16 protein-coding genes are annotated in these 23,788 nt (G+C 60.6%); 2 read left to right on the forward strand and 14 right to left on the reverse strand.

Annotated elements, in window-relative coordinates; genetic code table 11:
• Window positions 1-43 precede the first annotated feature (43 nt).
• The gene (gene pepN / locus ACODTY_RS16465; RefSeq protein WP_488995293.1) at window positions 44-2,689 is read left to right on the forward strand and encodes an aminopeptidase N; all 2,646 of its coding nucleotides are present in this window, start codon (window positions 44-46) and stop codon (window positions 2,687-2,689) included.
• 187 nt (window positions 2,690-2,876) lie between these two features.
• Window positions 2,877-5,174 carry a PAS domain-containing sensor histidine kinase gene (locus tag ACODTY_RS16470; RefSeq protein WP_488995294.1) on the forward strand — a complete coding sequence of 766 codons (2,298 nt, stop codon included), beginning with the start codon at window positions 2,877-2,879 and terminating at the stop codon, window positions 5,172-5,174.
• On the opposite strand, the gene ACODTY_RS16475 is transcribed toward ACODTY_RS16470, so the two are convergent.
• The 14 genes from ACODTY_RS16475 to ACODTY_RS16540 all read right to left on the reverse strand — a co-directional run bounded on the left by ACODTY_RS16475 (window position 5,175) and on the right by ACODTY_RS16540 (window position 23,788).
• Window positions 5,175-8,129, reverse strand: a complete 2,955-nt coding sequence (locus tag ACODTY_RS16475; protein WP_488995295.1) for a bifunctional [glutamine synthetase] adenylyltransferase/[glutamine synthetase]-adenylyl-L-tyrosine phosphorylase — start codon at window positions 8,127-8,129, stop codon at window positions 5,175-5,177.
• 18 nt (window positions 8,130-8,147) lie between these two features.
• Window positions 8,148-9,599: a sensor histidine kinase gene (locus ACODTY_RS16480; RefSeq protein WP_488995296.1), complete on the reverse strand. Its 1,452-nt coding sequence runs from the start codon at window positions 9,597-9,599 to the stop codon at window positions 8,148-8,150.
• A 6-nt stretch (window positions 9,600-9,605) separates the two neighbouring features.
• Window positions 9,606-10,280 (reverse strand): response regulator transcription factor, encoded by a 675-nt coding sequence (locus ACODTY_RS16485; protein ID WP_056245524.1) that lies wholly within the window; start codon window positions 10,278-10,280, stop codon window positions 9,606-9,608.
• Between the two features lie 190 nt (window positions 10,281-10,470).
• Window positions 10,471-12,009, reverse strand: a complete 1,539-nt coding sequence (locus ACODTY_RS16490; RefSeq protein ID WP_488995297.1) for a Do family serine endopeptidase — start codon at window positions 12,007-12,009, stop codon at window positions 10,471-10,473.
• Between the two features lie 133 nt (window positions 12,010-12,142).
• The gene (locus ACODTY_RS16495; RefSeq protein ID WP_488995353.1) at window positions 12,143-12,610 is read right to left on the reverse strand and encodes a cytochrome c-type biogenesis protein; all 468 of its coding nucleotides are present in this window, start codon (window positions 12,608-12,610) and stop codon (window positions 12,143-12,145) included.
• A complete protein-coding gene (locus ACODTY_RS16500) occupies window positions 12,607-14,598 on the reverse strand; it encodes a heme lyase CcmF/NrfE family subunit (RefSeq protein WP_488995298.1) in 1,992 nt (663 codons plus the stop codon). Before ACODTY_RS16500 ends, ACODTY_RS16495 begins: the two co-directional genes overlap by 4 nt.
• Window positions 14,599-14,612: 14 nt before the next feature.
• A complete protein-coding gene (gene ccmE / locus ACODTY_RS16505; protein WP_488995299.1) occupies window positions 14,613-15,056 on the reverse strand; it encodes a cytochrome c maturation protein CcmE in 444 nt (147 codons plus the stop codon).
• 3 nt (window positions 15,057-15,059) lie between these two features.
• Window positions 15,060-16,190: a c-type cytochrome biogenesis protein CcmI gene (ccmI, locus tag ACODTY_RS16510; RefSeq protein WP_488995300.1), complete on the reverse strand. Its 1,131-nt coding sequence runs from the start codon at window positions 16,188-16,190 to the stop codon at window positions 15,060-15,062.
• A gap of 189 nt (window positions 16,191-16,379) precedes the next feature.
• Complete coding sequence (locus ACODTY_RS16515; RefSeq protein WP_488995301.1) at window positions 16,380-16,817, reverse strand: RT0821/Lpp0805 family surface protein; 438 nt, start codon at window positions 16,815-16,817, stop codon at window positions 16,380-16,382.
• 225 nt (window positions 16,818-17,042) lie between these two features.
• Window positions 17,043-18,413 (reverse strand): ATP-binding protein, encoded by a 1,371-nt coding sequence (locus ACODTY_RS16520; RefSeq protein WP_488995354.1) that lies wholly within the window; start codon window positions 18,411-18,413, stop codon window positions 17,043-17,045.
• 49 nt (window positions 18,414-18,462) lie between these two features.
• A complete protein-coding gene (locus ACODTY_RS16525; protein WP_488995302.1) occupies window positions 18,463-19,128 on the reverse strand; it encodes a response regulator transcription factor in 666 nt (221 codons plus the stop codon).
• A gap of 88 nt (window positions 19,129-19,216) precedes the next feature.
• Complete coding sequence (locus tag ACODTY_RS16530; RefSeq protein WP_488995303.1) at window positions 19,217-19,516, reverse strand: hypothetical protein; 300 nt, start codon at window positions 19,514-19,516, stop codon at window positions 19,217-19,219.
• 132 nt (window positions 19,517-19,648) lie between these two features.
• Window positions 19,649-19,855, reverse strand: a complete 207-nt coding sequence (locus ACODTY_RS16535) for a hypothetical protein (RefSeq protein WP_488995304.1) — start codon at window positions 19,853-19,855, stop codon at window positions 19,649-19,651.
• A gap of 36 nt (window positions 19,856-19,891) precedes the next feature.
• Complete coding sequence (locus ACODTY_RS16540) at window positions 19,892-23,788, reverse strand: baseplate multidomain protein megatron (RefSeq protein ID WP_488995305.1); 3,897 nt, start codon at window positions 23,786-23,788, stop codon at window positions 19,892-19,894.

Consider the following 23,788-nt stretch of genomic DNA (forward strand, 5'->3'; position numbering starts at 1 on the left):
CGGCTTTGCCTCGCCTAACCAAAAACGGAAGGAAAGCAAGCGGATGCGCACCGATACCGGCCAGGTCTTCAAGCTGGAGGACTACAGGCCAAGCGACTATCTCATTCCGCAAACGCGGCTGACCTTTCGCCTTTCGCCGGAAGCCACCGTCGTCGTCGCTGAGCTGACGGTCGAGCGCCGCGCCGAAGGACCGACTGTCACGCCGCTTGTGCTAGACGGAGATGGTTTGACGCTGCGGCGTATCGAGGTGGATGGGAAGGCAGTGCTTCCATCAGCCTATGTCGCCGGTCCGGATCAACTTGTCCTGAATTCTCCGCCTGCCAAAGCGCGCTTCACGCTCGTCATCGAAACCCTGATCGATCCGGCCCACAACGAAGCTTTGATGGGTCTCTACCGTTCGAGCAATGTCTATTGCACGCAGTGCGAAGCGGAAGGCTTCCGGCGCATCACCTATTTCCTCGATCGTCCGGATATCCTGTCCGTCTATACAGTTCGCATCGAGGCTTCCCGCAAGGAGGCTCCGCTGCTCCTGTCCAACGGCAACCCGGTCGAGAGCGGCGACCTTGCCGATGGCTGGCACTATGCCGTCTGGAAAGACCCCCACCCCAAACCTTCCTATCTCTTTGCGCTCGTGGCGGGCGATCTCGGCAAAATCGAAGATCGCTTCGTCACCATGTCAGGGCGCGATGTCGCGCTGGGCATCTATGTCGAGCACGGCAAAGAACGGCTGGCCGGCTACGCAATGGACGCCCTCAAACGCTCAATGAAATGGGACGAGGAGGTCTTCGGCTGCGAATACGATCTCGATGTTTTCAACATTGTTGCCGTCTCCGATTTCAACATGGGAGCGATGGAGAACAAGGGCCTCAACATCTTCAACGACAAATATGTTCTGGCCGACGAGGAGACGGCGACAGACGCCGATTTCGCCAATATCGAGGCGATTATCGCGCACGAGTATTTCCATAATTGGACAGGCAACAGAATCACTTGCCGCGATTGGTTCCAGCTCTGCCTGAAAGAGGGGCTGACCGTTTACCGGGATCATGAATTCTCGGCTGACCAGCGTTCGCGCGGTGTCAAACGCATCGCCGAAGTTCGAACTTTGCGTGCACTCCAGTTCCCGGAAGACCAGGGACCGCTGGCGCATCCGGTGCGGCCACGCCGATACCGCGAGATCAACAACTTCTATACGGCAACCGTCTACGAAAAAGGTTCCGAAGTGGTGCGCATGATCCGCACCCTGCTTGGCGCGGAAACGTTTCGAGCGGGCATGGACCTTTATTTCCTGCGCCACGACGGACAGGCCGCGACAATCGAGGAATTCGTCCAGGTATTCGCGGACGTTTCAGGACGCGACCTGTCGCAGTTTGCGCTCTGGTACAATCAGGCCGGAACGCCGAACCTGACTGTGAGCTCGCACTATGACGCCACGGAAAAGCAGCTAACGCTCGAAATCGAGCAATCGGTTCCGCCAACACCATCGGAAAGCCGTAAGCGGCTGATGCACATTCCACTGGCCTTCGGCCTGGTCGGAAAAGGCGGCAAGGATTTGGCGTACAAAGCGGTCGACGGCGCGACCGTCGAGAATGGCGTCATCCACGTTCGCAAGCGCCGTCATACCATCCGTTTCAGCGGACTTACCGAAAGACCTGCGCTCTCACTCAATCGCGGCTTCTCGGCGCCGGTAACATTATCGGTCATGCAAAAGGCCGACGATCAGTTCTTCCTGGCCGCGCACGACCGGGACGAATTCTCGCGTTGGCAGGCTGTGAATACGCTTTTGACCGATGCCCTGATCGCCGCATTCCGCCGCCAGCGCGGCGGCAAGAAGCCGGAGTTCACGATGAGACTAGGTGAACTTGCCGGAACCATGGCCGCAAATGATGGGTTGGAGCCGGCCTACCGGGCGCTTGCCTTGACGTTGCCAAGCGAAGCGGACATCGCGCGCGAAATCGGCAAGGAGATCGACCCCGACGCGATCTTTGCCGCACGTGAGGCGCTTGCCACCTTCATCGCGTTCACCAACAAGGGTCGTTTCGAGACCCTCTACGCAAGTCTGGGTGACAACAATCCATTCAGTCCCGACGCAGCGAGCGCGGGCCGCCGCGCATTGCGCAATGTGCTGCTCGACTATCTGTCACGACTGGACGGAGGCGTGGAAACCGCCGCGCGGCATTTCAAAGCCGCAACCAACATGACCGATCTGGCGGCCTCCCTGATGGTGCTTGCGCACCGACATCCGGGATCGACGCAGGCGGACGCTGCGATCGCGGCGTTTGCGGCAAAGTTCGCATCCGATCCGCTGGTGATGGATAAGTGGTTCCAGATTCAGGCCAGCATACCAGGGCCTCAGGCCGTCGAAACGGTGCGTGCGCTGATGACGCATCCTGCATTTTCTTCGACGAATCCAAACCGATTGCGTTCCCTGATTGGAACCTTTTCCAGTGGGAACCAGACCGGCTTTCATCGCGCCGACGGTGCTGGCTACAGGTTCTTCGCCGAGACGGTGCTTGAGATCGAAAAACGCAATCCTCAAGTCGCGGCACGATTGGCGACGGCACTGCGGTCCTGGCGGTCCCTGGAACCGGGGCGGCAGGCAAAGGCAAGAGAGGCTCTTTTGACGATTGCCAGCACTCCAGACCTTTCAGCCGATCTCAGGGATATCATCGATCGCACGCTCGCTTGATTTGACCTGCGAACGCAGGCCAAATTGAGCGTTGTTGTCTCTCGCTCGAATATTGTTTGCCGATTTTTCATCTTTTTTGGCCTGGCCACTGGACAAGGCGAATCACCTTTGATTCTTTAATGGCGATTCGGACGTGCGGTGTAACCGGATCGCCAAGCATAATAGAGCTTTTGGGGAGAGCCATTTCATGGCCAAGGCGGACGCGTGGAGCGCGCCCGGTGGGACGGCTTTTGAGCGCTGCGGTGGCCTTGCAGGCAACACGCGGCTCATCGCCCAACCCGCCTACCAACGGCTGCTTGCCGCCGAACCTTTTTTGCGCAGACTCATTCCCGCGCTGATAATCCTGTTTCTTGTCGTCATCGCAGCGGTGCGCTGTATTTCGCTGATGAACTGGCACGACGATGTCGATCGCAGTGCCAAGGCGCTGTTGACACTCGCTGCAGGTCAATTGGCATCTGCAGACGACATCACGGCATCAAACGAAACCGCACAGGAATTGTTGGAGACGGTTGGTCGCCAGGCAGCGATGGTGCCGGGCCATGTCCTTGCCATCACCGATGGCAAATTCAAGATCACTGCCGTGACGCCCCGCTCAACTGGCTGGTATGGCCGCAACCTGGACAGCATTGTCTCCGGAGGGCAACCGCTGTTCCTGTTCGGTGAAAAGGCCGGAATTCTCGAGGTCAAGGTCAACGGTCAGGACTGGTACGCAGCGGTGGCGCTTCAAGACGGTGGCGCAGCAGCGGCCTTGGTGCCTCAGGACGCCGTTTTTGCCGACTGGCGCAAGACCGTTTCGCTCAATGTTACGCTTTTTGTGCTGACGGCCGGCGTGCTCATCGTCATCCTCTACGCGTATTTCAGTCAGGCAGCGCGAGCCGAGGCCGCAGACCGCCTCTATCTCGAAGGACACCAGCGTATCGACATGGCGCTGGTACGCGGCCGTTGCGGCCTTTGGGATTGGGATATGGTCCGCGGCAAGATGTACTGGTCGTCGTCCATGTACGACATGCTTGGCTACGAGCCCTGCGAAGCAATGCTCTCCTTTGGCGAAGTCGACGCCATCATTCACCCCGACGACGGCAATCTGTTCGAGATTGCAAATCGGGTAGTGTCCCGGGAAATCGATCACATCGACCAGGTCTTCCGCATGCGTCACGCCGATGGGCAGTGGATCTGGATGCGTGCCCGCGCACAGGTCATGGACCCCGACGCCTCCGAAATCCAGCTCATCGGCATCGCCGTCGATGTCACCGAGCAGCGGCATCTCGCCCTGCGCTCGGAAGCTGCCGACCTACGTTTGCGCACGGCCATCGAAAACATCAACGAATCCTTCGTCCTCTGGGATTCTGCCAACCGCCTGGTCATGTGCAATTCGAAATACCAAAAGGACAACGGCCTCTCGGACCGCGATGTGATGCCGGGTGCATCCCGCGCCATTCTGGAGGAACGCATGCTGGCCTTCGCTTCAGAGCGGCGTCTTGCCAACATGAACGGCATGCACGGGGGCGCTTCTTACGAGCGTCAACTTGCCGATGGCAGATGGCTCCAGGTCAACGAGTTGAAGACGCGCGACGGCGGCACCGTTTCGGTCGGCTCCGACATCACGCAGATCAAGCAGCACCAAGACAAGCTGGTCGACAGCGAGCGCAGGCTCATGTCCACCATCCACGATCTCAGCCTTGCTCGCAGGGCGGAAGTGGAAAAGGCGCGCGAGCTTGCCGAACTTAACCGCAAGTATGTGAAGGAAAAGGAACGCGCGGAAGCCGCCAACCAGGCTAAGTCCGAATTCCTCGCCAACATGTCGCACGAACTGCGCACGCCGCTGAATGCCATCATCGGCTTTTCGGAGCTTATGCAACAGCGGCTTTTCGGTCCTCTCGGTTCCGACCGCTATGACGAATATGCCGGCGACATCAACTCCAGCGGCAAGTATCTGCTCGGCGTCATCAACGACATTCTTGATATGTCGAAGATCGAGGCCGGCCAATTCTCGATGGAGCGCGAGGCGATCGACCTTTGCCCATTGATACGCGAAACGGTGCGCGTCGTTTCCCTGCAGGCGGCCGCCAAAGCCATCACGGTGGAAACCAATATTGCGGACGCCCTGACGCTTGTCGCCGACCGGCGCGCCATCAAGCAGATCGTCATCAATCTGCTATCCAACGCGGTGAAATTTACTGGGCAAGGCGGCCGTATCTCGCTCCGAGCACGCAATGCTTCCGGCGCACTGATCCTGACCATTGAAGACAATGGCTGCGGAATTCCCAAACAGGCCTTGAGCAAACTAGGCAGGCCCTTCGAACAGGTTCAGAACCAGTTTTCCAAGAACCACAATGGCTCGGGACTTGGGCTGGCCATCTCGCGTTCCTTGGCAGAACTGCATGGCGGAGCCCTCAAGATCCGCTCGACCGAAGGGACCGGCACCATCGTTTCCGTCCGCATCCCGCTGAAAAAGCCCGTCCGCCAGCTCAAGGCAGCGGCGTGATCATTTCCGCTTTGTCCTGAAAAGCTGGTCGAAACTTTTCCTGACGCCTGCCGACACATCCTTCAAATGAGCTTCCAGCACGGAAAAGTCCGGCAGGTCGGTCGCGGCGAGCAGAAGATCGGAAAGCCCGGGCGGAACATCATTCCTGTCGAATGCACCGGTGAGGCATAGCCGCGTCATCTGGGTCACAGCCAGATAGAACGCGTAGGCATCGCTCAATTCCCGACGCACCTGCGCATCTGCATAACCAGAGGAAAGATGCGCCAGAACATCCGCCGTTGCCGTTGTGCCAGGCGGCCCCTCGAACTGGCCGGTTATCACGGCCACCTGTGCGATGAATTCCAGATCGATCAACCCGCCGGGGATCAGCTTGATGTCCCAGAGGTCGCGTGGCGGCTTTTCCTCTTCGATCAGCTTGCGCATGTCGAAGGCTTCGCGGCGTACTTTGGCGGCATCGCGCGGCAGGGCTACAATAGCGGCGGCTTCAGCTCGCAGCTCGTCGCACAGGCCGGAATCGCCGGCAATCGGACGGGCGCGGCTGATAGCCATCTGCTCCCAGGTCCAGGCATCCTGGCGCTGATACTTGCGAAACGACTCGATATGCGTAGCCACCGGTCCCTTGTTTCCCGAGGGGCGCAGGCGAAGATCGAGTTCGTAGAGCACACCCTCGGCTGTCGGCGCCGACACGGCCGCGATCAGCCGCTGGGTCATGCGGCTGTAGTAGTGCGCCGGCGCAAGCGGTTTGTCGCCGTCCGATTCATCGGCATCGGCATCATGATCGTAGAGCAGGATCAGATCGACGTCGGATCCAGCCGTCAGTTCCTGGCTGCCCAGCTTGCCCATGCCCAGCAATGCCACCGTTCCGCCAGCTATGCGGCCATGGCGCGCCGCAAATTCGGCCGCAACCGCATCGAGAGCGGCACCGATGGTCAGATCGGCAAGGTCCGAAAAGGCCCGTCCTGCCCGCCTTGCATCGATTGAACCGGCAAGCAGCCTGACCCCGATCAGGAACTTCTGCTCGGAGGCAAAAATGCGCAGGCGGTCGAGCACGTCCTCATAGGGACGGTCACCTTCGATGAACGCGGCAAGCCGGGCCGCGAGATATTTGCGGTCCGGCAGTTCGCTCAGCAGTGCCGGATCGAGTAATCCATCGAACACGTGCGGCCTGCGCGTGATCACCGCCGCCAGCCGGGGCGCCGCTCCCATTATGGTTGCAAGCAGCTTCAGCAGAGCTGGATTTGATTGAAGAAGCGAGAAAAGCTGGATGCCGGCTGGAAGACCGGCGAGAAACTCGTCGAAGCGCATCAAGGCTTCATCGGCGCGCCGCGTCTTGCCGAATGCCTCAAGCAGCGCCGGCGTCAGTTCCGTCAGCCTTTCACGCGCCTCGGCAGAACGGGTGACCCTGTAGCGCCCGAAATGCCACGCCCTGATGACGCGGCAGATATCGCTTGGCCGCTGGAAGCCAAGGCGGTGCAGCGTCTGCAAGGTGTCCGGATCATCGACATCGCCGGTGAAAACCAGGTTGCCTATGCCGGCCGAAAGCTCAGGCGCGGTTTCGAACAGAGCAGCATAGTGGCGCTCCACCTGCTGCAGCGAGGCGCGAAACGCGGTCGAGAAAGCGTCGCCGTCAGCGTAGCCAAGCATATGCGCAATGCGCGCCAAGCCTTCGTCGTCTTCGGGCAGCATGTGCGTCTGTTCGTCGGCCACCATCTGGATGGCGTGTTCCACGCGGCGCAAGAACCAGTATTGCTGCGTCAGGGCATCGCGCGCTTCCGCCGTGATCCAGTTGCGGTCCGCAAGCTTGGCAAGCATCGGAACTGTTTCACGACCGCGCAGTTCAGGAAAACGGCCGCCGGCTATCAACTGCTGGGTCTGCACGAAGAACTCGACCTCGCGAATGCCGCCGCGCCCGAGCTTCACGTTGTGCCCCTTCACGGCGATCTCGCCGTGGCCCTTGTGTGCGTGTATCTGGCGCTTGATGGAGTGCACGTCGGCTATCGCCGCATAGTCCATATACTTGCGCCAGATGTAGGGCTGCAGTTCCTTTAGGAAGGCTTCGCCCGCCTCCACGTCCCCGGCGACGGGCCGCGCCTTGATCATGGCGGCGCGCTCCCAATTCTGGCCGCGGCCTTCGTAGTAATTCAGCGCCGCCTCTACCGGAATGGCCAACGGCGTGGAGCCGGGGTCTGGCCGCAGCCTCAAGTCGGTGCGGAACACATAGCCGTTTTCGGTCCGGTCCTGGAGAATGCGCACCAGCCTGCGGGTCAACCGCGAGAAAGTATCGGTAGCCTCCATAGGATCGACAACGGCCGGTCCATCGGGTTCGAAAAAAACCACCAGGTCTATGTCCGAGGAAAAGTTCAGCTCGTGCGCGCCAAGCTTACCCATGCCAAGCAGAATCCAGCCGGACTTCAGTGATGGGTTGGCTGGGTCCACCAGTTTGAGCTTCCCTTGCCTGTTTGCATCGACAAGCAGGAAATTGACTGCCGCCGCGGTGCAACTGTCGGCAAGGTCGCTCAAGCGGCGCACCGTCAAAACGGTATCACTCTCCTCAGCGAGATCAGACAAGGCAATCAGAAAGTGTGCTTCGGTCTTGAGCTGGCGCAGTTCCGCCATCAGGCTGGCTTCGCTCGTGCCCTCCACATGCCAGGACGCTGCAATTTCATTCGCTATCGCATGCAGCCTTTGCTCGACCGATTGGTCAAAAAGGACGTCGAGCATTTGAGGGCGTCGCCGCGCCAGATCGCGCAGGAACGGCGAAAGGTCAAAGGCGGCCAGAAGAAATCGGCGCGCGACACCATTGGCCTTCAAAAGCCGTGCAAGCCTTGGAAGCCCCTCCTCAGCGGCTATGACCGCAAGTTCGGTGATTTCCTGTTCGGCACGTTCGCCATCGAGCGGTTCTAGTTGCGCCACCGGCTGCAAAAGCCAATCTGCTTGGGCACGATCTGCTGCCATGCGTGGCGCCATCGGGGATCAGGACCTGTCTTGTTCGGGAAAACTCATCACGACAGATAATCCGGGATTGGCGGGCAAAAGATCAAGCCTCCCGCGATGAAATTTCATGATCGCCTTGGCAAGACTCAAACCCAACCCTGATCCGGGCTGCGACCTGCTTTTCTCAAGCCTGACGAAACGCTCCGTGGCGCGCGCCCTGTCGTCTTCGTCGGGTATGCCTTGGCCATTGTCGGTCACGGCCAGCCGAATTTGCCCATTCGCCCTTTCCAGTGTCACAAGAACGGTTGGCTTTTCGCTGGCATCGGTCGAATATTTGATCGCGTTGTCGACGATGTTCGACAGTGCCTGCCCAATCAATTCGCGGTTGCCGTCGATCTCGATGTTGTCCATAGGCGCGGCTTCCAGCGAAACGCCGCCCTCTTCCGCCACGGGCTCATAAAGCTCAACAACATCGTGAATGGCCGCCGCCAGATCGACCTTCGCCAGATTCTCCGACGAATAGCCCGCCTCGAGGCGGGAAATCATGAGAATGGCGTTGAACGTCTTGATGAGCTGGTCGGACTCGGCAATCGTCGCTTCAAGCGCTTCGCGGTAATCGGTGACCTTGTGCTTGCCGGCAAGCGTGGCTTCAGCCCGGTTGCGCAGCCGCGTCAACGGTGTTTTCAGATCATGGGCGATGTTGTCCGAAACCTGCTTCAGCCCCTCATTGAGCGTCGCAATCCTCGCCAGCATGGTATTGAGGTTTTGCGATAGCCGGTCGAATTCATCGCCAGCGCCCGTTACCGGCAATCTTCCGCTCAGATCGCCGCCCATGATGCGCTTGCTTGCGGACGAAACCCCGTCGATGCGTTTCAACGCCGCGCGCCCGACAAAAAACCAGATCAGGATACCGCCGAGTCCCATCATGCCAAGGGCGAGCATCAACGCCCTGCGCACCACGTCGCGAAAGCGCTGCGGCTCACCGAGATCACGGCCCACAAGCATGATCATCTGGTTGGGAAGCGTGAGAACAACCGCAACTGCGTCGTGACCACGCCCGCTTTCCTCCTTGGTCTGGCTCTGACTGGTCTCGCTCCTTTGTCGGTCGAGTTCTCCTTCTCCATATCGGCGGTAGTAGAAAGGTCGCGTCGTCCATCCCTCGTTGCCCAGCACTCCGGGTTCCAGGCTCTGCACGTTTCCGGTCAGTATCTGGCCATTCGCGTCCGCGATCAGATAGAGGTTGGCGCTTGGCTGGCGCGAACGCTGTTCAACGACGCGCACAAGGGTAGGCAAGCCGCCGCGCTTGTAAGCCTGGGCAAGACCCAGCACTTCGTCGTTGATGGTTTCCTGCGTTTGCGTGATCAGCATGCGCGCTGAGAGCGACGTGATGTAGAAAACCAGCAGGATTGCGCACAGCGCGAAAAGCAGAAGATAGAGCGCCGAAAGCCGCGCTGCCGTGGTCTTCATGATGGCCGGCATGGATAGGGCCATGCGGCGTCAGCCGTGCTTCAGCATATATCCTGCACCCCGAATGGTGTGCAGGATCGGCTTGTCGAAGCCCTTTTCGATCTTGCTGCGCAAGCGCGACACGTGAACGTCGATCACGTTGGTCTGCGGGTCGAAATGATAGTCCCACACGTTTTCAAGCAGCATGGTGCGGGTCACCACCTGGCCCGCATGGCGCATCAGGTATTCCAGCAAGCGGAACTCGCGCGGCTGCAAGGTGATTTCCTGGCTCGCGCGTTTCACGGAATGGGACAGCCTGTCCAGTTCAAGATCGCCGACCCTGTAAACCGTCTCGCTTTCCCTTGCGCCTGCGCGACGGTTCAGCACCTCTACGCGCGCAAGCAATTCGGTAAATGCGTAGGGCTTGGTAAGGTAATCATCGCCGCCGGCCCGCAAACCCGTGACCCGGTCATCCACCTCGCCGAGAGCCGACAGGATCAACACGGGCGTCGTGTTTCCGCGAGAACGGAGCGCTGCAATCACCGAAAGCCCGTCGCGCCTTGGCATCATGCGGTCCACCACCATGACGTCATAGTCGCCGGAATCGGCCAGCGCGAAGCCGGTTTCCCCGTCGCCGGCCACATGCGCCGTATGCCCAGCTTCAGAAAATGCCTTCTGAAGGTAATCCGCGGCCTCACGATCATCTTCAATGACGAGAATCTTCATTGGATCACTATACGCGATTTCTGCAGGTCGAGTGGACGGCATGTTGCGCGGATCCTTGTGTCAGCGCGGCAGCGGACGCTGTGGTCCGCTGCCGCCGGCACCGAAAGACTAATAACTGACTCGATGCTTCGGTGCCGCTGTTGGCGTGGATGTTCGGGGGACGAAACATCCACGCTCAGGAACGTGCCGTTCAGCCCTTGTCGAGGGGCAACGCGACGAAGCGATTGCTGTCGTTGCGGCTGATCTGGACGAGGACCGATTTCCTGCCGGCCTTTTCGGCTTGCGCCATCGCATTGGTGACATCTTTCGCGCTACCGACTTCCTCGGAATTTACCGCCGTGATGATGTCGCCAGCCTGGATGCCACGGTCTGCTGCATCGCTATCAGGATCGACGTCCGTCACCACGAGCCCCTTGCCGTCATCCGAGCGAGTGACCGTCAGGCCAAGGTCGGCCAGTGAATCCGTCGGCGTGGCTGGCGTTGACTGGTCATCCGCCGAAGCCTGCTTTTCAGCCTTGGGCAATTCGCCGAGATTGACCTTCACGTTCTCAGACTTGCCGTTGCGCCAGAGCGTCACATCAACCGACTGACCCGGTGTATATCCGGCAACCAGCCTGGCGAGTTCCCTCGTCGAATCGACGTTCTTGCCATCGACCTGCGTGATCACGTCGCCAGCGACGATTCCAGCCTTCTTGGCGGGGCCATCATCCTGCGAGTTGGAAACCAACGCGCCCTTGTCAGATGGCAGGCCAAGAGACTCGGCGATATCCTTTCCGACAGGCTGGATTTCCACGCCTAGCCAGCCACGGGCCACCGAGCCGTCCTTCATGAGGTCCTGCACGACCTGCTTGGCAGTGGAGGCGGGAATCGCAAACGCAATACCGACATTGCCGCCGGAGGGCGAAAAGATCGCGGTGTTGATGCCAACGACCTGGCCGTTGAGGTCAAATGCCGGGCCGCCGGAGTTACCCCGGTTCACGGCTGCGTCGATCTGGATGAAGTCATCATATGGACCCGCGCCGATGTCGCGGCCACGCGCCGAAATGATGCCGGCCGTCACGGTGCCGCCGAGACCGAAGGGATTGCCAACGGCAACCACCCAGTCGCCAACGCGAACCGAGGCGTCATCGGCAAAATCGACATAGGTGAACTTGTCGCCGCTATCGACCTTGAGAACTGCGAGGTCGGTGCGCGGATCGGTTCCGATCAACTTGGCGTCGAGTTCCTTGCCGTCATTTGTCACAACCGTAAAGGCCGTGCCCTCATCGACGACGTGATTGTTCGTCACAAGATATCCGTCTTCGGAAATGAAGAAGCCGGAGCCCTGAGCCACTGGCCGGGGCTTGTTGTTGTCGCCGCGCCGGTCAAAGCGATGCGGGCGACCGTTCTGATCGCCAAACCCGCGGAAATCCTTGAAGAAACGGCGCATCGGATGATCCGGCGGGAGATTGTCCAAGCCATCCGGGCCGAATGAGAACCCTGAGCCATCGTCGGCCGCGGGTTGGATTTTTGCCTTCACGCGCACGCTGACGACAGCGGGGGAAACATTGGACACGACATCGGCGAAGCTTGGTACCTGCGGTGCCTGGACACGGACCGCATCGGCCAGAACAGGTGCCGTTCCAGCGGTTACGGCGCCGAGGCCGACTGCGCCGGCGATTGCCAGCGATGCGACAGCGGCGGCCAGACCCTTGCGGCTGCGAGAGAAAATTTTGGGGGCGCTAGACATGGATTTCGATCCTCTTTGCAAGAGATGCGCGACGCATCCTCGGAAAGAGAGATAGAGCCCGCTACATTACAGCGCCATTTCCGGTGCATGAAAGTTTGGTAATGTACGAAAGTATTCCGAGCTTAAGGCGGGATCAGTCCCGGTTCAGGACATCGTTGAGCGCGTCCTGCTCTTCCTTGCTCAGTTTCGCAGCGTCGACGGGCTGCCTCTTCCTGGAGGCGGCATAGACGAACACGACGCCGCCCAGCAAAAGCAAGAACGGCGCACCCCACAACAGGGCGTTGCGCAGGTCGAAACGCGGCTTCAGCAGAACGAACTCGCCGTAGCGCGAAACGATGTAATTCATTACCTGATCGTCGGTGTCGCCTGCCGTGAGGCGCTCGCGAACAAGGATGCGCAGGTCGCGGGCTAGATCGGCGTCCGATGCATCGATCGACTGGTTCTGGCAGACCAGGCAGCGCAGACCTTCGGACAGCGCCCGCGCCCGCGCTTCAAGCGCAGGGTCTTTCAGCATCTCATCCGGCGTTACCGCCTGTACATGAGACGAGAACAGCAGCGCCAGACCCAGCCAAAGGCCTGCAAGTGCCAGCCTGCGCATCAGGCAGCGTCCGTCGCCGGTGTAGCGCCAACCGGTTTGCGCCGGCGTGACGGCGCGCCGACCCTCAGCCGCCGATCCATGAGCGACATCGCGCCGCCCGCCATCATCACCAGTCCGCCACCCCAGATCAGCGTGACAAAAGGCTTCCACCAAACGCGAACCACAAGTGAGCCATCGTCGCCATCATCACCGATCGAAATATAGAGTTGGCTGAAACCCATCGTTTTGATGCCGGCTTCGGTCGTCGTCGTCTGCCGCACCGGATAGAGCCGCTTGGCCGAGTAGATTTCATCGACAACGGCATTGGCCGAGTTGAGCAAGGAAAAGTGCGCCCGTTCCTCGTCGAAGTTCGGTCCCTTATATTCCGCAAGTCCATCGAAGCGCACCAGTTTGCCCGACGCCTCGACAGTCTGGCCGGGCTTCATCGTCAAGATGTGTTCGGTGCCGAAGCAAAGCGTTCCCACAAGTCCCAGCACAGTAAGCCCAAGCCCCAGATGGGCGAGCGCCGTGCCGAAGACTGAACGCGGCAGGCCGGCAAGACGCCTAACCGCTACGGCAGGCGCGACATTGCCGATACCGGCCTTGATGGCGAGGTCAGTCAAAGCGCCAAAAATCAGCCAAGCTGCCAGCCCGGTGCCGAACGCCGCCAGCACGGAGGAACCATCGATCAGGAAACCCGTGACCAGCGCCACCAGCAGCGCAGCTCCAAAAGCGAACATCAGGCGCTGTGAGACTGCCCAGATATCGCCGCGCTTCCACGCCAGCAACGGTCCGAACGGGACGATCAGCAAGAGCGGGATCATCAACGGAACGAAGGTCAGGTCGAAGAACGGCGCGCCAACCGAAATCTTGTCGCCCGATACCGCCTCGATGAACAACGGGTAGAGCGTGCCGATGAAAACCGTCGCGGTCGCCGTGGTCAGGAACAGATTGTTGAGAACCAGCGCGCCTTCGCGCGAGATCGGCTGGAACAGACCGCCTTGCGTCAGCGACGAGGCCCGCAGCGCAAACAGCGATAGCGAGCCGCCAATGAACAGCAGCAATATGCCCAGGATGAAGACGCCGCGCTCCGGATCCGTCGCAAAGGCGTGAACCGACGTGAGCACGCCTGAGCGCACCAGGAAGGTTCCGAGCAGCGACAGCGAAAACGTCAGGATCGCCAGAAGCAGCGTCCATATCTTCAATGCCGACCGCTTCTCCATCACGATTGCCGAATGCAGCAGTGCGGTGCCGGCCAGCCACGGCATGAACGAAGCGTTTTCGACCGGGTCCCAGAACCAGAACCCGCCCCAACCAAGCTCGTAATAGGCCCAGTACGAGCCCATGGCGATGCCGCCTGTCAGAAACACCCACGCAACCAGCGTCCACGGCCGCACCCAGCGTGCCCAGGCGGCATCTATCCGACCCTCGATCAACGCGGCGACCGAAAACGCAAAGCAGATCGAAAAGCCGACATAGCCGAGATAGAGCAGCGGCGGATGAACGGCGAGCCCGATATCCTGCAGCACCGGGTTCAGGTCGCGGCCTTCAATCGGCGCAGGCGAAATCCGCGTGAACGGGTTGGAAGTGATCAGAATAAACAGGAAGAACGCAGTTCCGATGGCGCCCTGCACGGCCAGCACATTGGCCTTGAGCGTCGGCGGCAGGTTGCTGCCGAACAGCGCCACCAGCCCGCCAAAGAAGGTCAGGATCAGCACCCAGAGCAACATCGAGCCTTCGTGATTGCCCCACACACCTGTGATCTTGAACAGGAACGGCTGCAGCGAATGCGAGTTCTCCCACACCGTCTGCACCGAGAAATCCGAGCGCGCATAGGCGATCATCAGCACGGCAAAAGATAGCGCGGTCAGGGCAAACCCTGTCAGGGCAACCGGCCCCCCAACCGCCATCATCCTTTCATTGTGGATACGTGCGCCGATCAGGGGCACTGTTGTCTGCACGAGCGCCAGCGCCAGGGCGAGAACAAGCGCGAAATGGCCGATTTCAACCATGGCGAGGCAACCCGCTATTCATTCGTGCTCTCCTGCCAGATGCCCTTGGCCTTCATGCTGTCGGCCACCTCCTTGGGCATGTAATTCTCATCGTGCTTGGCCAGAACACTATCTGCAACGAAGGTGCCATCGGTCCCGAACGAGCCTTCCGTGATCACGCCCTGCTCCTCGCGGAAAAGGTCGGGCAGGATGCCGGTGTAGGTCACTTTTACGGATTTCTGGGTGTCGGTCACGGCAAAGGCGACTGTGGTGCCTTGCCCACGCTGGATGGTGCCTTTTTCGACCAGCCCGCCAAGGCGGATACGTTGCCCCGGCTGGAGGCTAGCCGTCGCCAGGTCGCCGGGCATATAGAAATACGATGCTTTCTGGCCAAGCGCATAGAAAGTGAGCCCTGTCGCCGCGCCTAGAAAAGCGAGGCCGCCAACAATCACCGACAGTCTTTTCTGCTTGCGTGTCATCGCCTACTCCGCAACCTCAAGCCCGTTCGAAGAAGCAAAGGCGATGAACTCTTTCGCCTGCTCGCTACCGGGGCCGAAAACCGATACCGCCCGCTTGAGCGCATCCTTGGCCTTGTCGGCTTCCCCGATAACAAGATACGAACGGATGAGCTGCATCCAGCCTTCCGTATCCTTGGGATTTTGCTTCAGCTTTTCGTCAAGGCGGGCAACCATGCCGGCAATCATCGACGCCCTGTCTTCGGGAGACATCGCGGCGGCGGCCTCCATCTCGTCTTTGCTTGGCCCGTTCGCCACAGGCACGTCCGGTGCCTCTGCGCGGGCGAGCGCCTGATCCACTGCTTCCAGCCAGGGCGACCCCTCAGGCAAACCTGCGCGCATCTTCTGCCAGGTTGCAATCGCCTCGTCCTTGCGGCCATCCTGGGCCATTTCCATTGCCACGAAGAAGGCAGCCTTCGGGTTGGCCGCATCAAGCTTTAGCGCTTCGTCAAAAGCCGACTTTGCCTCTGCCGAAATCTTGCCCTGCTCGGCATTCACCAGCGCCTCACCCAGGCCCGATTGACGGTCAGAGCTTGAGCCCAGCAATCGTATGGCGTTGCGATAAGCGTTTGCGGCATCGCCAAAGCGCTGCATGCGCAGATAAACCGGGGCAAGAACGTCCCAGCCCTGCCCGTCGGTCGGGTTAGCTTCGAGATGTGCCTCGGCACGCGCCACGAGTTCGTCGACCGAGCTCTCAGCCGGGTTCTTGAGCATCCGCTCGCTAAGCGGTTGTGAGGGAATATCCGGCGATCCAAGCCGGGCATATGTGCCCCAACTGATCAGCGGGACTGCCAACACCGCCGCGGCGGAAATCAACCGCAAGCTGGTCGATGCTGGTCGCTGTACCGGGTCGCCAGACTTTTCTTCACCGCCAAGACGGATGATGCGGCGAGCCACTTCCGCCCGTGCCTGTTCGGCTTCGACCGGTTGGATCAATCCTCTCGCCACATCACGGTCCAGCTCGGAAAGCTGGTCGCGATAGACTTCGAGATCGTGCCGCGCGCCGTCAATTTCAGCCTTTGGCTTCGCCGCGAGGGGCAGCAATACCGCCAAGCTCGCAACCAGCGTCAAAACAGCGGCAATAACCCAGAATAGCATGGCGTTCTAAATAGCCGTAGTGCGTCGGACTGCCAACACGGACACGCTGCGACCCTTTGACGAATCTTCGTGATGTCAACTTGATCGCCACATTCGTGGCTGACTTGCGACCAGATAGCCTTCGCCGTCGCTGCCATCTTTGCCTTGGCGCAACATCCAATGCCGCAGCAGGACTTTCGCCAATCGCCCTTAAGTCAATGGCGTCCAGCTGCCATCGGCGTTGCGGCAGGCCGTGCCACGAGCCGACGCTGCCGGACCGCCGGAGACGACGGTATGGGTATATTGCCGGCAATCCTGTGAGCCAACCCTATAGGGCTGCGCCGCGACAACTTCGCCATAGTGGTTGGCCTGGTCGCCTTTCCAGGCCACCGGCTGACCGCCCGCCGTGTATTCCAGCGCCTTGTATTCCGCTTCCAGACCCTTGCGCCTCTCACTTTCGGAGAGACCAGATCCGATCGAGCCGCTGACCAGTCCGCCACCCATTGCGGAAATCACTGTCGTACCAGCCAGGCCGCTGTTTGAAGCCGTCCCGCTCGCAGATACGCCAGTCGAGGCGCTGCGAAGTCCGGTCGTGCCGCAGCCTGAAAGCGCAAGCAGTCCAACGACAAGCACTATGCGATAGTTCATGCCAGACAAGTCCCCGTTGCCGCGCTATCGGATCGCGCATCGCGATAGTTTCGATCTTTGACCGAAGTTTGGCCGAATCGTATCATCTTGATCCACTGGAAGCTTCTGAAAAAGCGCCAGTCCGATCGAAAATCATCTTTGGAAATCCGTAGTTACCGTATTCGGGCCGATGAAAGCCCGACTGTGCGAAAAGCAATCGGCGCCATTCGTAGTTGGCCGTAGACGTCACTCCACGTTTCTCAATACGATACCCGCCTTGAGCCCTCCCAGCGTGGCCCGCTCCAAGGCCAGCTTGCCTCCATATTCGTTGACGAGATCGGCCACGATCGCCAGTCCAAGGCCGGTACCCGGCTTGCTTTCGTCGAGTCGTTTTCCGCGCTTCAGTGCTTCACGCGCCTTGCCCTCAGGAATTCCCGGGCCATCATCCTCAATGCTGATTTCGAAGAGGCTGGCATTTCCTTCCTCGTCCGCAACAAGTCCGACAGTGACCGCCACCACGCTCTTTGCCCATTTCATCGCGTTCTCGAGCAGATTGCCCAGAACCTCCTCGAGATCTTCGCGCTCGCCAGCAAAAATGACCTCTTCTTGCGGCAGCGTCAGCCTCAGATCGATTTTCGGATTGAGCTTCTCCATCACCCGCACCATTCTCTGCACCAGCGGCTTGACTGGCGTGCGATAGACGACACTGTCACGCTGGGCAGCCATGCGGGCGCGTTGCAGGTAATATTCGACCTGCTGCTGCATCGATGTTGCCTGTTCGGTGATCAGCTTTCCCTTGTCTCCGCCAAGCGCGCGGCCTTCGTTAAGCAGAACGGCAAGCGGCGTTTTCAGCGAATGGGCGAGATTGCCGACCTGCGTTCGGGATCGCTCGACGATGCGTTTGTTGTTTTCGATCAGCGCATTGGTTTCGTTGGCCAGCGGCTCGATTTCAGCCGGGAACCTCCCTCCCAGCCGTTGAGCCGTGCCCTGTCGCACCATGGCGAGAGCATTGCGCACGCGCCGAAGCGGCTGCAACCCGTACAAGATGGCAATCGCGTTGATGGCTATCATGCCGAAACCGAACAGCGAAAGATAGGTCAGCAGCCGGCGTTGAAACGCGCTTATCTCCTGTTCAAGTTCGGTCTCGTTGCCCATGACGCGGAAGCGGGCGATGCGGTTTTTCGCGTCCAGCACAAATTCGCTTTCGAAAACCTGAACCTCTTCGCCGTCCAAGCCCTCGGCCAGATACTTGCGTTGGAACTCGGAATCGAACGGCACCTCCAAAACGCTTGGCGAAGGGATGCCCTTGGTCATCGAGGAAGACCTGAGATTACCGGCAAGTTCCTTCGATGCCGGTTCGACGGACCAATACCAGCCAGACTGCGGTTCGGAAAACCTCAAGTCGCCGAGATCCGGCGCTCCAGTCAGCACTCCCTGCTCCGACACTCCGACGGATCCGATCAGGTTGAACAGGTGAGCCGAAAGCAGGCTGTCGAAACCGCGTTCGCTCGCCTGCCGATAAAGCGTCGTTATCAAAGTGAAGATGACGACCAGGGCAAGAACTGCCCATATGGTCGAGAGCGCTATGACCCGAAACGTCAGCGAGCGCAGCCAAATGCGCGGCGCGAAACTTCCGGTCGCTCGGGTGGTGGGAGAGCTTGGCGTCTTATTGCTCCGGCTCACGGATGCGGTAACCCATGCCGCGTACTGTCTCGATCAGGTCCATGCCCATCTTCTTGCGCAAGCGACCCACGAACACTTCGATCGTGTTGGAATCGCGATCGAAGTCCTGATCGTAGAGATGCTCGACGAGTTCGGTGCGCGATACAACCTCGCCCATGTGGTGCATGAGATAGGCCAGCAGCCGGAATTCGAGCGAGGTCAGCTTCAACGGCACCCCGTTCACATCGGCTTTCGATGCCTTAGTGTCCAGCCGCAACGGACCACAGGTCAGTTCGGACGAGGCGTGGCCGGCCGCACGCCTGATCAATGCACGCAAACGCGCCAAAACCTCCTCGATGTGGAAAGGCTTTGCCACATAGTCATCGGCACCAGCATCTATACCGGCGACCTTGTCGCTCCAGCGGTCGCGCGCTGTCAGCATGAGCACCGGCGTCTTTTTTCCATCGCGCCGCCAGCGTTCGACGACGCTGATGCCGTCCATCTGCGGAAGGCCTATATCGAGGATCACGGCATCGTAAGGCTCGGTATCGCCCAGAAAATGGCCTTCCTCGCCGTCATATGCCCGGTCAACGACGTAGCCGGCATCTATCAGGGCGTCGGAAATCTGCCTGTTCAGGTCCTTGTCATCTTCGACGACGAGTACGCGCATATGACCGGTCCCTTTCGATCGAAGGCCAGCTAGCCGAAATCACGGCCAGCTATAAGGCGATTCCACAACCATTGAAACGCGCGGGCGCTCAACCCTGCGGCACCACGATTTCCTCGCGGCGCGGACGCTGCCCGTCCTTGCCGGGAACCAGTACAACGATGACGCAAACTGGCTGGCCGCCCCTGCTTGCTTCAGAGGCCTTGGCCAACGTTCCTCCAGCCTGCGCGGCGACCTGCTGGCCGATCGAGTAGCAATCGGCGGCAACATTGATGACCGGATTTGTGAGTTGAGGCGCGGCCACCGGCAACGCGATCGCCTCGGAAATCCCAAGTGCGGATGCGCAGACCACCGGCAGAACCGTTCGCAAGAGGTGACGAAACTTTTTCATGCTCGACGTCCTAACCAATTGCGGCTGAACGCGGAATGAACACCATGCCTACTCAACATTTTCCCCCACCCGGCTTGGCAAATGCGTGCCAGAAACGGCATGGCTCCCGCCCAGCCATGCCGTGGCACGATCCTAGCCTATTCGCTCCTTGGCAGACAACCTGCCGAAGACGGCGATCAGGCCGGAAATCGCGCTGACAGCTTGAAGAAGGGTGTCGGTGAGCGCCGATCCGTCCAGCCCGTCAAGCGGCAAGCCCGTCAGGCCGGCGGCACCGGTCAGTATGGTTACGATCGAGGCCCAGATCGTACGCGAGAGATACCATGGTTTTGTCGCGATCATTGCGCGGCTCCTTTGCTAGCTTGTTGATGGTCGATTTCAGATGAGCGCCAGGCGCGCAGTCGCGGGAATTCCCCACCCGACCGAGGTGTTCAGTTGCCGGACCGTGATATCCAGCGCTGGCGGCACGACTGCGAAATCCAAAGCGATATCGGCTGCCGGATAGAGCCATTGTTGCTGGCCCACCGTCACCGTGCGCACCACCGGGCCGCCCGGTCCGGCGAGTTCCAACCTGTATTCCTCGCGCTCCTCGCCCAGCGGGATTTCGGCAGCCTCCCAGCTATCTGCGCCGATGCGGCCACGCCTTACCCACGACAGCAGGAAATCGCCCTCTGAGCGCCTCGCCCGCAAGTGGACCGGCGAAAGCGGCAACTGTGCGCGCAAGCCTCCGATTTGCTGGCTCGTCACGAATTGAAGATCGGAGATATCCGAACCCGACGGGCCAACCCGCCAGTTGAGCTCAAGGCCTATCTCCCCGGGCAAAAGCCCTGCGGGAACAACGCCATCGTCGAGGATGACGAAATCGGCTTCGGCAGCGGAGCCCACAATCATCGCATCGTTGGTGCCCAACTGCCCCCGGAGCAGCCCCGTCAACCGCCACTTCTGCGGCGCGACCTCCTCGGCAGATTGAAATTGCAGGACCTCCCAGGCCCCGGATAGAGATCGAACCGCAGCCGCATTCGCGCCATTCAGCAATTGGAGCCGGCTGACACTCGAGACCTCGGCATCGAAAAGCTCGACTGCCACCGACTGCGCGCCAGAAATCCGCCCCTCGATGCCCAGTTCCAATGGTTCAAGCAAGCGGCCGAGCATCGCCGGCCGCAGCACCGTTTCCCGCGGGGTAAATCCGGTCAATTCCGGCGAGGTGAACAGGATCTGGCTACGCCACGGCTTTTGCCAGACCGCGACACGAAACTGCTCGGCAGGCGTCCCCTCACCTACGCCGCTCGGCAGATCGAGAAACACCGCATGCGGTTGGCCAACTGGCACCAGCGTCGCAGCCGGAGGTTGGTTCTTCACGCTGCGCCAAGGGCTCGGCGGCGCAAAGGCAACCTGCCGCGCGGCCACCCTTCGCACCAAACCGTCCTCGACGCTGGTCACCAGGAAATCAGAACTGCTCCCTGATCCCGGCAACCTGACCACAGCGCCCGGAACGATGTCCGCATTCGGCTGCGCAACGGAAAAGCTGACAGTCTCGCGCTGATACCAGGTCCGCTGCAGCCAATCCTCGATCAAGGCACTTGCCTGTCCCGTCTCGATCACGCCCGGAAAGACAATCGTCTGCTGCCGGTTGCCAACCGCACCCAGCCGCCGCGTCCGGGCCGTCCCGGCCTGATAGTCAGCCATCGGATCGGTGAAGGTCAGCAGCGCCTCGGCTGGAAAACCGTGATCCGGATTGCGAACCGTCTCGACCAACGGCACGCCTTCCTCGCCCGCCAACTCGCTGACTTCGATGGCCCCTGTCCGCCCAGCACCTGCCTTTTCGAAAACAAGCCCATCCGGCTGCTCGATCACGGCGAGATCGAAGAGGTCGACCAGCGGTTCCAGCGCTGCCCTTGCCGAAGAAGGATCCGCCACGACATAGCCGTGGACCGTGCCCTCCGCGCCTTCGACCCATGCCGGCGGCTGGCCATGATCGGCCAGGATTGCGTTGACCAGCGAAGCCATATCCGGGCTTGCCAGTCGCCCGTTCAGCCAGTGTCCCGATGACCAGTTCGCGCCGTCCGACCACAAATCGGTCCGCTGCGGAAACGCCGGAAACGGCCGCGCATCCCAGGCCCAGAGACAAATCCGCTCCGGGTCGAGCATGTTGCCTTCATACACTTCCGAAACCGGATTTCCGGCTTCGTCGAAGTCCGCCGTCGCCGGGTCCCAATGCGCCAGATGCGCTTCGATCAGGCGGCGCTGGGCCTGGTCCGAACGCCCACCATTGGAAAAGTGGGGCGCTCCGCTCTCAGCCGACTTCGGATCGGGAAACATGTTCGGCTGGTTCGGCCCCTTGTCCACCGCCGGCGCACCAAGCTCCGTCAGCCAGATCGGTTTGCCCCGAGCCACCCATGCGGTTGGCGACGCGGCCTCGATCTCGCCGATCCGGTTGAAATGCGGGTTCGACCACCAGTTGACGATATCCTTGTAGCGAAACACCCAGGGCTTGCCGTAGGCACCGTCGGCGATTGGCGACCGTTGCCGCGCGCCCCTCGCCTCGTCGTTCTCGTAGTACCAATCGAACCCTTCGCCGGAAGCTATCGCGGCCTTCAGACCCACCGGGTCATACGGCCCGGCAAATCCGTCCGGATTGCCTCCGGCATAGTCGCCATCACGCCAGTCCGACAGCGGCATGTAGTTGTCGATGCCAACCGCATCGATCGCCGGATGCGCCCACAACGGATCGAGGTGAAACAGCACATCGCCCGAGCCGTCCGCCGGGTGATAGCCGAAATATTCGCTCCAATCGGCACCGTAAGTCAGGCGCGCTGCCGGCCCCAGAACGGCCCGCACATCAGCCGCAAGCGCCGCCAGTTGGCCGACAAACGGGAATGCTCCTTCATCGTCGCGCACCGTGGTCAGGCCGCGCAACTCGCTGCCAAGCAGGAACGCATCGACGCCACCAGCTTTCAACGCGAGGCGCGCATAGTGAAGGATGAAGCGCCGATAACCCCAATCTCCTGGCGTTCCAGAAAACGAAATCGTATTGCCGCCATCGGCAAATTGGGACGGCAGCGCGCTACCGCAAAACGAAGCCACCTGCGCCCGCGCAGCTACCGTCTTGTCAACGGTGCCCACCTGCAAAGGCGCCGGATCGCAACTGATGCGCCCCCGCCAAGGATAGCTTGGCTGGTTCGAACCGCCATAGGGGTTCGGCAAGCCGTTGCCATCGGCAATATCCATCATGATGAAGGGGTAAAGCGTCACCCCAAGCCCGCGCGCCTTGATCTCGGCAATGGCGTCGAGCACGCTGCGGTCCGAAGGCGTGCCGCCGTAAGCAGCGCCGCCGTCATGTTGCGAAACCACCATCGCGCCCTGTCTCGCCGTCCCCGACACCAGCCAGTTGCTCGAAAGCCCGCCGCCATTGCTCGTCGTCACCGCCGGGCGGACCCGGCAATGCCCGGCGCGCAGATCGTCGCCGAACCATGTCACCACCAGCGCAATGTGCTTCAGGTTCGGGCACGTCATCTGCAATTCATCGAGAGAGGCCGCGATGTCGGTGCCCGCGAAAAGCACGTTGCGGTTAAGCGCCTGCTGTTCGCCCGGCCGCTTCTGAAGCGTCACCAGCTTGGGCGAAAGGCCGTACTCTGTAGCACCGGGCAGCAACGCCACAGACTTGACCGCAGAGTGCAGCGCGCCCACCGGGCGGATCACTTCAAACTGCAGTTGCGGGATACGGTTGCCGAAGTTGCCGATGTCGAGCCGGTCGATGACGACATAGGCAACACCGCGATAGGCAGGCGTATTGCCCTCGCCCTGCTTGGCTTCGATAAGCGGATCGGCCGGCTGGTCTTCGCTGCCGCGATAGATCCTGAACTCGACAGTTTCCCGGTCGATTTCCCGACCATCGGCCCACACCCGCCTTATGCCGGCAATCTCCCCTTCGCACAGCAGGAACGCGGCATTGGCGTAGTACGAAAATTCCGTAACCTTCGGTCCCATCTTGCCTTGTCGTCTGGTCGTGCGGCTTTCCTCGAAACGCGTCGCCCAGATCAAGGTCCCGCCAAGCCTGGCCGTGCCGTAAAGGCGCGGAATTGCCGCTCCTTCCTCCGCGCTGAATGGCCTGGCGTTTGCCAGCCGAGGGCCTTCTATGCGTTGCGTGCCGTTGATCAGCGCGCGGTCGATCGCATAACCGGCAAGCGCGCCGACGGCAGAGCCGACGGCACCGCCGACCGAACCAAGAAAGCCGCCCAAATAGGCGCCCGCCGCCTGCAGCAAGATTGTCGCCAT

The organism is Mesorhizobium sp. FG116 (genome assembly GCF_057809835.1).

Coding starts and splice junctions, on each gene's coding strand:
- ccmI (WP_488995300.1), bottom strand. CDS start 16,190: ATGCTATTCTGGGTTATTGCCGCTGTTTTGACGCTGGTTGCGAGCTTG.
- ACODTY_RS16490 (WP_488995297.1), bottom strand. CDS start 12,009: ATGTCTAGCGCCCCCAAAATTTTCTCTCGCAGCCGCAAGGGTCTGGCC.
- ACODTY_RS16525 (WP_488995302.1), bottom strand. CDS start 19,128: ATGCGCGTACTCGTCGTCGAAGATGACAAGGACCTGAACAGGCAGATT.
- ACODTY_RS16500 (WP_488995298.1), bottom strand. CDS start 14,598: ATGGTTGAAATCGGCCATTTCGCGCTTGTTCTCGCCCTGGCGCTGGCG.
- ccmE (WP_488995299.1), bottom strand. CDS start 15,056: ATGACACGCAAGCAGAAAAGACTGTCGGTGATTGTTGGCGGCCTCGCT.
- ACODTY_RS16535 (WP_488995304.1), bottom strand. CDS start 19,855: ATGATCGCGACAAAACCATGGTATCTCTCGCGTACGATCTGGGCCTCG.
- ACODTY_RS16470 (WP_488995294.1), top strand. CDS start 2,877: ATGGCCAAGGCGGACGCGTGGAGCGCGCCCGGTGGGACGGCTTTTGAG.
- ACODTY_RS16540 (WP_488995305.1), bottom strand. CDS start 23,788: ATGGCGACAATCTTGCTGCAGGCGGCGGGCGCCTATTTGGGCGGCTTT.
- pepN (WP_488995293.1), top strand. CDS start 44: ATGCGCACCGATACCGGCCAGGTCTTCAAGCTGGAGGACTACAGGCCA.
- ACODTY_RS16475 (WP_488995295.1), bottom strand. CDS start 8,129: ATGGCAGCAGATCGTGCCCAAGCAGATTGGCTTTTGCAGCCGGTGGCG.
- ACODTY_RS16530 (WP_488995303.1), bottom strand. CDS start 19,516: ATGAAAAAGTTTCGTCACCTCTTGCGAACGGTTCTGCCGGTGGTCTGC.
- ACODTY_RS16485 (WP_056245524.1), bottom strand. CDS start 10,280: ATGAAGATTCTCGTCATTGAAGATGATCGTGAGGCCGCGGATTACCTT.
- ACODTY_RS16480 (WP_488995296.1), bottom strand. CDS start 9,599: ATGGCCCTATCCATGCCGGCCATCATGAAGACCACGGCAGCGCGGCTT.
- ACODTY_RS16515 (WP_488995301.1), bottom strand. CDS start 16,817: ATGAACTATCGCATAGTGCTTGTCGTTGGACTGCTTGCGCTTTCAGGC.